We start from the raw sequence: 11,644 nt of genomic DNA, 5'->3' as shown, positions 1-11,644 counted from the left end.
TGTGCTTTGCCTTGCAGCAGAAGCAATTGGTAACGAAAACATGAGGGTTGCACTAATGCCGTCACGATACTCGTCGGACCATTCTGTAAAGGACGCCATCGATTTGGCAGCCAACTTGAAAGTCCAATACGATGTTGTTGGTATTGAGCCGATGGTTTCAGCATTTGAATCAACTCTCGCCCCTGTTTTTGAAGGAACTAAAATCGACGTCACCGAAGAAAACATTCAAGCCAGAATAAGGGGAACGCTACTAATGGCCATATCCAACAAGTTTGGCCATTTGCTCCTCAATACTACCAACAAAAGTGAAGCTGCAGTTGGCTATGGAACCCTATATGGAGATATGAACGGAGCCATTTCGGTGCTGGGCGATGTATACAAAACAGACGTTTTTCGGCTAGCTCAATACATCAATAGAAATCAGGAAATTATCCCCATCAATACCATCACCAAGCCACCATCAGCAGAGCTTCGTCCTGACCAAAAAGACGCTGACTCCCTGCCGGACTACTCAATTCTGGATGCCATTCTCTTTAAATACATTGAACAACAGGCTAGTATATCCGAAATTGTTGCTGAAGGGTATGATGCAACGCTTGTGAAAAAGGTTGTATATTTGGTAAACACCAACGAATATAAGCGATTCCAATTTGCACCAGTAATTCGCGTCTCATCCAAGGCATTTGGTTTTGGGAGGCGCATTCCCCTTGTTGCTCGGTTTATCCGATAATCCAAATTATGCTAGAAAACATAGCATTTTTAAAAAAAAGCATACCTTTGTATGCTTTAAAACACAATTTCTAGAAACTCATGGCACACTTGGACATTGACTCAAACGCATGCCTAGATTCGATATACTCCCTGTTTCAAGAGCTCACAGAGCAGGAGAAAACAATTATTAAAGACAATTTCAGCAGCTCAAAGTATAAGAAAAACGAGATCATCTACAAGGAGGGAGACAAACCATCCGGCCTTATTTGCCTCATTCGAGGTAAGGTTAAGCTTTTCAAGGAGGGTGTTGGCGGAAGAGAACAGATTGTAAGAATGGCAAAGCCCGTGAGCATAATTGGTTATAGGGCTCTTTTTGCAGAAGAAAACTACATCTCGTCGGCACAAACCATTGAAGATTGTGTTATTTCGGTCATCGAAAAAAATGTTCTTTTTGGAATACTCCATAACAATCCAGAGCTTACTCTCAGCATCCTAAAATCATTAGCCACCGAGCTGGGATTTTCAAACAATCGAACAGTAACGCTTACCCAAAAGCACATTCGAGGAAGATTGGCTGAATCGCTCGTTTTTTTGCGCGACACGTACGGATATGAGGATGACGGTGCAACCTTAAAGGTATACCTCTCCCGCGAAGACCTAGCTAACCTCTCCAACATGACCACCTCCAACGCCATCAGAACGCTCTCAAGCTTTGCCTCTGAGCAGGTAATTGCCCTAGATGGTAGAAAAGTAAAGATTCTTGATACCGTTAAGCTGGAGCGAATAAGCGATATTGGGTAAAATAATTCCAAATAGATTTATTTTTTCGTTGTTTTGTACTATCAATTAATAACGAAATAGATGGTTCATATCTCTGTTGTGATTCCAGTATATGGTTGCAAAACAACGTTACTTGAATTATTCTTTCGCCTTAAAAATTCACTGGTATCAATTACTGAAGACTTTGAAATAATACTGGTAAATGACAAAAGTCCAGATAATCCATGGGATACCATTGTTGAGATTTCAAAGCTTGACCAAAGAGTAAAGGGAATTAGCCTCTCAAGAAATTTCGGCCAGCACAAAGCTATAACGGCTGGACTGGATCACACAAAGGGCGAATGGGTTGTAGTTATGGACTGTGACTTACAAGATCAGCCCGAAGAATTAGCTAAGCTTTATGCTAAAGCACAGGAGGGCTATGACGTGGTGTTTGGCCGCAGATACAATCGTCACGATAGTTTTTTGAAAAGGATATCAAGCAAAACATTCTATAAAGCATACAATTATCTGGCAGAAAGTGATTTTGATAGCACAATTGCTAACTATAGCATTTGTAACAGAAAGGTTATCAACTCGGTAATATCTCTTCGAGAGCAGAGTCGATCCTTTCCCCTATTTGTGAAATGGGTTGGATACAAAATTGGATATGTTGACATTGAACATGCTGCACGTAAGGAAGGAGAATCAGCCTACACCATTAGGAAGTTAATCAATTTTGCCATTGATAGCATTATATCACAAAGCAATAGGCCCCTCCGATTGTCAATAAAAATTGGTCTCATATTTGCTTTTCTCTCATTTATTTTCGGCATCTATCTCATTTTCAAAAAATTAGCACTAGGAGTTCCCATTGAGGGCTGGACAAGTCTTATGGTATCAATGTTTTTTATTGGAGGGTTAATTCTTGCAAACCTTGGCTTTCTAGGACTGTATGTAGGCAAAATATTTGATGAGGTAAAAGATAGACCCCTTTATTTCATTGATGAAAAAGTTGGATCCTTATAATGAGACCCATTCAATATACTAAATTAGAATGGGACTCTTCTTTTTTTGGATATCCTATTGGTAAATTAGATGACGATGCCATCTCGCATGATTCAATATTAAATCTAATAAAGGAGGAGCACGAAAAGGGAACGAAGCTGATATATTGGTTTGTTAACCCCTCCAACCACGCTTTGCTAAGGCTGGCAAATCAATTAAAATTACAACCCGTCGACATTAAGGTCACATTTCAAAAGGCCCCTGTTGAAAAGAAAATGGTTTCCAATATTTCCTCATTGCTACATGAGGAAATATCTCCAACCATCCTTTCTTTGGCTTTGCAAAGTGGATGGCAATCTCGATTTAAGTTAGACTCTAACTTTATAAACAACGAATTTGAGCGCCTCTATACTACATGGATAGAAAAGTCACTGAATGGAGACCTTTCCATTGATGTTTTGGGTTATAATACAAACAATGAAGTTCAGGGGTTAGTGACAATTGAAAATAAAGGGGATTCGGCTGCCTCTATTGGTCTAATCGCTGTTGATGAACGAGCACGAGGCATGAAGATTGGAACAAAGTTGATGGACGCATCGGAGCAAATATGCTACAAAAAAGGCATCAAAAACCTTTCTGTAGCGACGCAAAGAAGTAACAAGCAGGCATGCAACTTCTATGAGTCGCTGGGTTATACCCTTAGTGACGAAGTAAATATTTACCATATCTGGCTAAAGCAATGAATATCCCATTTAACAAACCTTACTTAACCGGCAAGGAGGTACACTACCTTTATCAGGCCGTATCTTCAGGAAAAATATCCGGCAACGGAATGTTTACCAAGAAGTGTCACGATTTTTTTGAAGAGAAGTATGGCTTTAAAAAGGTGCTCTTAACAACATCTTGTACTGATGCCCTTGAAATGGCTGCAATCTTGCTCGACATAAAAGAGGGCGATGAGGTAATTATGCCATCCTACACCTTCGTTTCTACAGCCAACGCATTTGTATTGAGGGGAGCAACCATTGTATTTGCCGATAGTGGATCAGAAAACCCCAACCTAGATGCCACCAAGATTGAGGCGTTAATAACACCAAAAACCAAGGCGATTGTTCCTGTCCACTACGCAGGAATTGCTTGCGACATGGATATGATAATGGACATTGCCCATCGACATAACCTGCTTGTTGTAGAAGATGCCGCTCAAGCAATCGACTCTTATTATAAGGGACGCCCACTTGGCTCCATAGGCCATTTGGCAGCCTTCTCGTTCCACGAAACCAAAAATATTATTTCAGGTGAAGGCGGCATGTTGGTCATAAACGACGAACAGTTTATTCGACGTGCTGAAATTATCTGGGAGAAGGGAACAAATAGAGCAGAGTTTTTTCGTGGGGAAGTAAATAAGTATGGTTGGGTGGATATTGGTTCATCGTTTCTTCCAGCAGAAACCACTGCCGCTTTTTTGTTCGCTCAACTTGAGAGTATTGAGGACATACAGCAGATGAGAAAAAAATCATGGAATCTTTACTATGAACAACTCAGCCCGCTGGTGGCTCAGGGTCATATTAAACTTCCACATATTCCATCGTATGCCACCAACAATGCACACATGTTTTACCTGTTGTGCAATACCCCGCAGGATAGGGAAAAACTTATTGCAATGCTTAAATCAAATGGGATATTAGCCGTGTTCCATTACCTGTCTCTACATAAGAGTCCTTATTATTCCAAAAGATACAAAGGGAACGAGCTACATAATAGCGACTACTACTCGGATTGTCTTGTTAGACTACCCATGTACTATGAACTTGAAGAAGAGCATATTTCGCATATTTGTAAGCTAATAACCTCATTCTACCTAACAAAATGAACTTTTTGCAGCGCTTAGGCTTCAATAAAAAAGAAGCAATCTATTTATATAGTGGCATTGCATTTATGCTTGTACTTGCCGTAGTTGCGATCTTTTTCCACTACCCGAACCTTGACGAAGCCATCATAGGAGAATGGTCCTATCGCATTGCAAAGACAGGAAAAGCAAGTTCTTTTCTTTATGAAGGGTTACACCTTGGATATGAAAACCAAGTCTTTGTATACCATAAGCTATTTGCCCTAGTTGGTGCAGGGATAATCTCTATTTTTGGGTTTAATTACTATCTGCTTCGGCTGATCAGCGTACTGTTTTTTGCTGCTCTTATTTTGGTCATTTATAAATATTTGGTTAAAGCTACCAGTAATACCAAACAAGCTATTCACGTTTTTCTAACCGCCTTCTTCATTCTTGGCCTTAATGCACTGGTGTTTAATCAAGCCTTTGTATTCCGACCAGAAAGCATGATGATGTTTCTCGGATTTTGCAGTTTCATCTTTATATCCCGATCGTTAAAGGGTAACAAGAATGCAGCTTGGATAGCCGGTCTATTGGCAGGTACCGCAGTGTTTACCCACCTAAATGGGGTTATCTTTGTAGGTGCAGGTGGTCTTGTTCTTCTTATCCACAAGCGCAAGTTTGCAGACCTTGTCAAGTTTGCTCTACCTGCAACGTTGGTTTCCTTGCTGTTCTTTTTTGACATAAATAGTAGTGAAAAACTTCACCTTTTCCTTTATCAGTGGAGCCATGAACCAAACCTGGTGGGTGCTGAGAAAAATTATCTTCTAAAGTTGATCGACGAAAATCAACGATTTTTCCACAGCATACCGGAAATCTTGATCAGCTTACCTTTTTTCGTTTTTTCAATTGCATACCGAAAAAAAATCGCTTCGCAGTACCCCGGTTTATTGACGTTCGTTTTTTCAGCAATTGTTCTTTTTGGAATACTATCGCACGGGAAGACGTCTAAATACCTTTTGCTTTTTTTCCCTTACATGGCAATTATTGCCGCTTATGGTGTTGTCAATCTTTGGAACAAGGGAAAAAAGAATCATCTGATTCTTATTACCGCAATGGCAGTATACTTTTTGGCAAATATTATCTCCATAACAAAGTATATCGACTTTAAACAGCCAAACCTAATGGCTAGAAACAGGGAAATTACCGCCCTGGTTGGAGACAAAAATGCAACAATAATCGGTCCTGAGTGTACCATTTTTGGAACCATTGAGAATAGCAAAATCGTTGGTATGCTATCCTACTACCACTACTGTTTAATCTCTGGTAAAGACTCAGAAAAATACAATCCGGAGAAGTTCCTACTCTTCTGCTCACAAAATAACTACAAGTATGTAGTTAACGACTACAACACGAACACCGATAGGTTTTGGGACCACGACTTATTTCGAAATAGTAGTGTAGGAGATATACTTGGTGATTACAAGGTAAAATTCCATTCTAACGGTATTTTAATCCTCGAAAAAAGTTGAGATGAAGTGGCCAAAACGGTCGAAAATTATTTCCCCAGATTCATGCTGAGCATAAATCAACAAAATGTGGATGCTAGCTACTCCTTTTTTTTGAATCCAGTCAATAGCACCGCAACCTCTTCCGGTTGAATCTCAGTAATGCAGTGGCAGTGCATCGTTTTCCGGCAATCGGAGCACTCATCGCCTTTTACTAGCACTTTTGCTTGAGCGCCAATTGGAGCCCATCGCCCCGGATGCATTGGTCGGATTGGGGGGAAAAGGCCAATGGTCAACTTACCCAAGGCCGAAGCAATGTGTAGCGGACCGGTACTGCAGGCCACCAAGGCATCAGCACTTTCAATAAAGCTAATTAGCTGCGAAAGGCTCATTCTCCCAGTGAGGTCTACAACAGCTGGATTGGGCTTAATCAGTCTATCCCGCAGCAGCTCTCCCTCTCCCTCTGCCTCAGTGCCAGTGACAAAAACGTTATACTTTTCGCTTCCCAACAGGTCAATTAACCGTTGGTAATTATCCAAGCCCCACTCCCTTGCGCTTCCCTTCGATTTAGGATGAAGAATAACGTTTACCTTATGGTCGTTTATCAAGGAAGCAAAGCGTTTCTCCAGCGGCTCCACCCTACTAAAGCCATAAAGCGTAGCAATTTCCTCCTTTGAGGGAAAAGTAGCGTTGGGGAAAATGGGCTTTAGTAACGCAAAGTTCAGCTCCGATTCATGAAAAGGAGAATTTTTGCGCGATAACTTTACCAGCTTATTGCAGCTACTCCAGTGAAAAATCCGATTTGTGGTTCCAATCCGCATGGGAATACTTGCTCTCTTGCAGAGCCATGCAAATGCCTTGTTGGGAAAGACATGCACAACCGTGGAAATACGGAGCTGCTTGAGCGTAGAAATTGCTTCGTCTTCGGATAGGCTGGCAAGCGCGTCCCAGTCGAGAAATCTATCCACATGGATGCAGGCATCTATCAATGGCTTAGTATAAGCTTTTCCAAGAAAGAAAACCTCAGCGCTTGGCCACTTACTCTTAATATATCCGGCAAGTGGAAGCGTAAGAATAACATCTCCAAGATTATCAGTACGGCTTATCAGAACTCGTTCAACCTTTTGCATCTGCGTCTCTCTTTGCTAAATACATCTGCTTATGCTTGGCATACTTCAAGAAATTTGCGTGTGCCGATATCTTGGCAATGGTGTATCCATAGTAGCCGTCAAGAAAACCTAGCTTCAGAATGTAATCGCGGAAGAATTTGAATTTTGGGCCCAAGAAAATCTTAAAATGGCTTGGACTCTTCCCCGCCTTCAGAAGCATGTTTGCGGCAATGTCGGTAAACTTGTTTACCTGCTTTATATGGTCTTCAAAGGTGTAGTATGAGTAGTGAAGCAGGTCACCATTGATGTGGGCAATCTTTGCATCCTTTTCCATTTCATACCTGTCGTGTGGATTTACCCCGCCCCAGCTGCCCTTGCGGCTATCCCAGAGTCGAAGCTTAACGTCTGGATACCAGCCGCCATGGCGAATCCACTTTCCACAGTAGTTAGTCAACCGGTTCATTTCGTAGCCATCGTGCTCCCATGACTCCTTAACCTTCATTATTGAGGCCTTCAACTCATCGGAGAGCACCTCATCGGCATCGAGAGAGAGAACATAAGGATTTTGCGCCTGGGTTATAGCCCAGTTCTTTTGCTCAATATGGCCCTCAAATGCATGCTCTATAAACCTTGCTCCATACGAAAGGGCAATCTCCTTAGTTCTATCCTTCGAAAAGGAATCAACCACCACAATATCATCAGCAATATCGAGCACTGACTTCAGACATCGGTCAAGGTTCTTCTCCTCGTTAAATGTGATGATGACAACCGAAAGCTTTATCATATTTGCGTATGTATTTATCACTTCAATGGAATTACTCCTGAAAGTAAACTCTCTTTACTCTTCTTGAAATGCCCGTTAACACCTCGTAGGGAATGGTTCTCAACTTTTCAGAAATCTCCACAATTGAAGGATTTTCTCCAAACACAAGAACCTCATCCCCCTCCTCTGCATTAACATCGGTGATGTCAACCATGCAGAGGTCCATGCAAATATTTCCAATAATTGGAACACGCTTGCCTCTCACAACAAATTCCCCAACCCCATTGCTCAATAATCTATTTAGCCCATCGGCATAGCCAATGGGAACGGTGGCAATGCGCGAAGGACGTGTTACCTGTCCCTTGCGTCCATACCCAACCGATTCGCCGGGTAGAATCTCCTTTATTTGAACGATTGTACTCTTTAAAGAGCTCACGGCACGAAGCGGGCTGTTGGGCAAAGCGCTGACGCCGTAAAGACCAATCCCAAGCCTAACCATATCGAACTGAGCCTCAGAAAAACGTTCAATTCCTGAGGAATTTAGTGTGTGCCTAATAATCTGGTAACCTAGCTCCTGCTGCAGCTGCTCGCTTAACTTCTCAAAAAGAGCAATCTGTTCTCTAGTAAACTTATCGTGCTTCGGCTCATCGGCGGCAGCTAGGTGAGCAAAGGCCGACATTACCTTAACGCTGCCATTACTTTTCAACTCAGCAATGAGTGTCGATACATCTTTTTCAATAAAGCCAAGACGGTGCATTCCGGTGTCCAGCTTCACGTGGATGGGATAGTCCATCATTCCCCAATGCTCCACCTCGCGCGAAAACTCCTTTAACGAGGCTAGGTTGTATATTTCAGGCTCCAGCTTGTGCTCAACCATAGTGCCAAAGCTCCCCATTTCCGGGTTCAGCACCAGTATTGGCATGGTAATGCCAGCTTCTCGCAAAGCAACACCCTCATCGGCAAAGGCCACTGCCAAGTAATCGACTCGGTGAAACTGCAGAAGGCTGGCTATTTCGTATGACCCACTTCCGTATGAGAAGGCTTTTACCATGGCCATTACCTTGGTTTCCGGCTTTAATAAACCTCTAAAGTGGTTGAGGTTATGAACTAGCGCGTTTAGGTTTATCTCGAGCACTGTAGTATGAACCTTCCGTTCCAAAAAGGAGGTGATTCGCTCAAAACCAAAGTCACGAGAACCTTTAACCAAAATGGCCTCATCATGGAAAGCCTCCTTGGATGCCTTTGCCAAGAATGCTTCCGTTGTAAGAAAAAACTGGGAAGATTTTGGAAAATACTCCGCACAGGTCGATATCGCAGGTCCAATACCATATATTTTATTAACTCCTTTTGCTGCAGCCAGCTGTGCCACCTCCCTGTAAAGTTCTTGCTCCTTTTTTCCACTCTGAAGAATATCTGAAATGATGAGCGTTTTGGCGGTATGCTGTACCTGATTATTTAAAAAATCGAGAGCTATTGTCAGTGAGTTTATATCTGAGTTATAACTGTCGTTGATGAGCGTGCTTCCATTAACGGCCTCCTTTAGCTCCATGCGCATAGCCACTGGCGCTAGTGCCATTAAAGCACCCGACAATATCAAATCGGTATGCCCAAGGTAAAGAAGAAGCGATAGGCAATGAATGGCATTTTCCACCGATGCAGCATCACGAAAAGGGAGATCAATATGAAGTTGCTTTTGCTTATACACTACTTCAAGCGTAGACCCTTTGCCCGAAGATTTGCGAGAAACCCCAACATCAGCAGAAGCCCCATTAGAGGACCAGGTGAAGAGACGATACCCATTGACAGCAGCCTCTTTAATGGCTATGCGCATAACCTCTTCCTGATCTGCAGAGCAGATTAAGACATCGGAATTTTTGAATAGGGTCAACTTCTCGCGCACCTTCTCCTCCAAAGTGGAAAAATTTTCCTGATGCGCCTGACCAAGGTTGGTGAATATGCCAATAGTGGGATTGATAATCGGCTGGAGCAAAGCCATTTCACCTGACAGGGAAATACCAGCCTCAAATATTGCCAACTCCGTTCCCTCCTCAATTAAAAGGACAGATAGCGGAACTCCCACCTGGCTGTTGTAGCTTCTTGGGCTTCGAACCACGTGCACTTTTTGGTGTAGCAGCTGATAAAGCCACTCCTTTACAATGGTTTTTCCATTGCTTCCGGTAATTCCAACAACAGGGATATTAAACTTGCTTCTATGCCAAATTGCCAACCGCTGAAGTGCCAGTAAAGTATTGTGCACCACTATAAACGAAGCGCCGTCCATTTGAGTTATATCCTTTGGGACATCCGATACCACAAAAGCACGCACACCCAAATCATATAGTGAATGAATGAACTGGTGACCATTGTGGCGGCTTCCTTTTATGGCAAAAAAGAGTGTATGTTTTGCCGAACTTATTGTACGGCTGTCGATGGTAATGTTGTCAACTGTAGTATTGACATCGCCCTGCAGTGTGCCATTAATTGCTTCAGCAACTTCTATGATACGTGTCAATTCCATGTAGCTCTATTCTATTTTTGTTTTGCGGTGGCCTTAATAAAACAGCTCCTACATAATGGTTCGTATATATCCTTTTCACCAAGTACAACGAGCTTGTCGGCCATTGTTTTCCTATGAGAAAACTGAGCCAAATTACCACACTGCATACAGATGGCATGAACTTTTGTAACATACTCTGCCGTTGCAATAATTGCTGGCATTGGGCCAAAGGGCATTCCTCTAAAGTCCATGTCAAGCCCAGCCACAATAACGCGAATGCCTTGGTCTGCCAGCTGATTGCAAACCTCAACCAGCCCAGCATCAAAAAACTGCGCTTCGTCGATTCCCACAACATCAACCTCTGAAACCATGAGCGAAATATTACGCGATGAGGTTACCGGAGTGGAAAGAATCGAGTTAGCATCGTGCGACACCACCTCCGCCTCCGAATAGCGCGTATCTATCTGGGGCTTAAATATTTCAACCCGTTGATTTGCAAACTTTGCTCGCTTAAGTCTTCGAATTAGTTCCTCTGTTTTCCCACTAAACATTGAGCCACAGATAACTTCGATCCAACCCCTCTTCGCTCCTTCAGTAATTGAATTTTCTAAAAACATTCCCCAGAGTTTAGGCAGATTATTTACTTTTACAAAAGTAAATTTTCTAACAACAAGCCAACTAAAAAAAATGCAGATGAGCCACAATTCGTACTTAACAACCTTGATTGAGGAGCTGGAGAAGGCTATTCTGCTTGCCCGCAAGATGGAAGAGTCGGGCAAACAGCCCGCCATTGAGCAAGCAATTCTTCTAGAGAAACTGCGAAACGCATATGATTTTTTGCTTTTCCAGAACAATAAAATTATTTCTGAACCCACAGTAAGCACTGAAGAAAAGGCCAATATCAACCAAAATATTGCCTCCACTCCTAGTCGACCTACGGAAACAATCTTCATTCCAAATGTTGATGTAAATAACAATCCCGCCAAAGAGACGATTAACGAGATTGAAAACATACGACCAAAGCAGATTCCTTCCTCTGGTTCAGAAAAAAGAGTAACGAAATCTGATTCAAGAGTCAATCCAACTCCTCCAGCGAAAGTTGAGGATAAGGCAGTAAAGCCTACCGAAACACTTGGAGAAAAGCTGCGCTCTGGGAAGCGATTTCTAAATGAGTTTCTTGCTGAAAATACCGAAAAGCACGATGTAGCCTCCATGATGCAATCCAAGCCTATCAAAGATTTGAACAAGGCCATTGGTATCAACGATAAGTTCCTGTTTACGCGCGAACTGTTTGGCGGCGATAGCCAGCGATTTCAGGATACCATTCATGACCTCAATAGCATGAACACCATTGAGGAAGCACTCATCTATGTTGGCGATAACTTCGACTGGCAAGCTAACGATCAAACCGTTATCAAGCTCATTGAACTCCTCCAGCGTCGATTTATTATCCAACCATAA

Annotated in this window: 11 protein-coding genes; 7 read left to right on the top strand and 4 right to left on the bottom strand. The window is 42.5% G+C overall.

The features are described from left to right. The 6 genes from nadE to VMW01_15430 all read left to right on the top strand — a co-directional run. Window positions 1-730 (top strand): NAD(+) synthase (gene nadE, locus VMW01_15455; protein ID HUW07644.1); only part of this gene is annotated, 730 nt, incomplete at its 5' end. A gap of 80 nt (window positions 731-810) precedes the next feature. After that, window positions 811-1,512 carry a Crp/Fnr family transcriptional regulator gene (locus VMW01_15450; protein ID HUW07643.1) on the top strand — a complete coding sequence of 234 codons (702 nt, stop codon included), beginning with the start codon at window positions 811-813 and terminating at the stop codon, window positions 1,510-1,512. 60 nt (window positions 1,513-1,572) lie between these two features. Beyond that, complete coding sequence (locus tag VMW01_15445) at window positions 1,573-2,499, top strand: glycosyltransferase family 2 protein (GenBank protein ID HUW07642.1); 927 nt, start codon at window positions 1,573-1,575, stop codon at window positions 2,497-2,499. Further along, window positions 2,499-3,221, top strand: coding sequence for a GNAT family N-acetyltransferase (locus tag VMW01_15440; GenBank protein ID HUW07641.1), 723 nt, complete (start codon window positions 2,499-2,501; stop codon window positions 3,219-3,221). Before VMW01_15445 ends, VMW01_15440 begins: the two co-directional genes overlap by 1 nt. Beyond that, on the top strand, window positions 3,218-4,351 hold the full coding sequence (gene rffA, locus VMW01_15435; protein HUW07640.1) for a dTDP-4-amino-4,6-dideoxygalactose transaminase: 1,134 nt from the start codon (window positions 3,218-3,220) through the stop codon (window positions 4,349-4,351). The genes VMW01_15440 and rffA overlap by 4 nt, the downstream gene beginning before the upstream one ends. Continuing rightward, on the top strand, window positions 4,348-5,838 hold the full coding sequence (locus VMW01_15430) for a glycosyltransferase family 39 protein (GenBank protein HUW07639.1): 1,491 nt from the start codon (window positions 4,348-4,350) through the stop codon (window positions 5,836-5,838). Before rffA ends, VMW01_15430 begins: the two co-directional genes overlap by 4 nt. A gap of 77 nt (window positions 5,839-5,915) precedes the next feature. On the opposite strand, the gene VMW01_15425 is transcribed toward VMW01_15430, so the two are convergent. From VMW01_15425 to VMW01_15410, 4 genes are read right to left on the bottom strand one after another with little or no spacing between them, the layout of a single operon-like run. Then, complete coding sequence (locus VMW01_15425; GenBank protein ID HUW07638.1) at window positions 5,916-6,944, bottom strand: glycosyltransferase family 9 protein; 1,029 nt, start codon at window positions 6,942-6,944, stop codon at window positions 5,916-5,918. Further along, a complete protein-coding gene (locus VMW01_15420; GenBank protein ID HUW07637.1) occupies window positions 6,931-7,707 on the bottom strand; it encodes a glycosyltransferase family 2 protein in 777 nt (258 codons plus the stop codon). The genes VMW01_15425 and VMW01_15420 overlap by 14 nt, the downstream gene beginning before the upstream one ends. Window positions 7,708-7,738: 31 nt before the next feature. Beyond that, on the bottom strand, window positions 7,739-10,204 hold the full coding sequence (locus tag VMW01_15415) for a bifunctional UDP-N-acetylmuramoyl-tripeptide:D-alanyl-D-alanine ligase/alanine racemase (protein ID HUW07636.1): 2,466 nt from the start codon (window positions 10,202-10,204) through the stop codon (window positions 7,739-7,741). 11 nt (window positions 10,205-10,215) lie between these two features. Beyond that, the gene (locus VMW01_15410; GenBank protein ID HUW07635.1) at window positions 10,216-10,800 is read right to left on the bottom strand and encodes a thymidine kinase; all 585 of its coding nucleotides are present in this window, start codon (window positions 10,798-10,800) and stop codon (window positions 10,216-10,218) included. A gap of 76 nt (window positions 10,801-10,876) precedes the next feature. Between VMW01_15410 and VMW01_15405 the strand changes: the two genes are divergently transcribed. Next, window positions 10,877-11,644 (top strand): hypothetical protein, encoded by a 768-nt coding sequence (locus tag VMW01_15405; GenBank protein ID HUW07634.1) that lies wholly within the window; start codon window positions 10,877-10,879, stop codon window positions 11,642-11,644.

It is taken from the genome of Williamwhitmania sp. (genome assembly GCA_035529935.1).
Taxonomy (GTDB): domain Bacteria; phylum Bacteroidota; class Bacteroidia; order Bacteroidales; family Williamwhitmaniaceae; genus Williamwhitmania.
Note: the sequence above shows the minus strand (reverse complement) of the source record. Positions and strands in the feature narration are given on the sequence as shown.

Coding starts and splice junctions, on each gene's coding strand:
- VMW01_15425 (HUW07638.1), bottom strand. CDS start 6,944: ATGCAAAAGGTTGAACGAGTTCTGATAAGCCGTACTGATAATCTTGGA.
- VMW01_15440 (HUW07641.1), top strand. CDS start 2,499: ATGAGACCCATTCAATATACTAAATTAGAATGGGACTCTTCTTTTTTT.
- VMW01_15420 (HUW07637.1), bottom strand. CDS start 7,707: ATGATAAAGCTTTCGGTTGTCATCATCACATTTAACGAGGAGAAGAAC.
- VMW01_15450 (HUW07643.1), top strand. CDS start 811: ATGGCACACTTGGACATTGACTCAAACGCATGCCTAGATTCGATATAC.
- rffA (HUW07640.1), top strand. CDS start 3,218: ATGAATATCCCATTTAACAAACCTTACTTAACCGGCAAGGAGGTACAC.
- VMW01_15430 (HUW07639.1), top strand. CDS start 4,348: ATGAACTTTTTGCAGCGCTTAGGCTTCAATAAAAAAGAAGCAATCTAT.
- VMW01_15445 (HUW07642.1), top strand. CDS start 1,573: ATGGTTCATATCTCTGTTGTGATTCCAGTATATGGTTGCAAAACAACG.
- VMW01_15415 (HUW07636.1), bottom strand. CDS start 10,204: ATGGAATTGACACGTATCATAGAAGTTGCTGAAGCAATTAATGGCACA.
- VMW01_15405 (HUW07634.1), top strand. CDS start 10,877: ATGAGCCACAATTCGTACTTAACAACCTTGATTGAGGAGCTGGAGAAG.
- VMW01_15410 (HUW07635.1), bottom strand. CDS start 10,800: ATGTTTTTAGAAAATTCAATTACTGAAGGAGCGAAGAGGGGTTGGATC.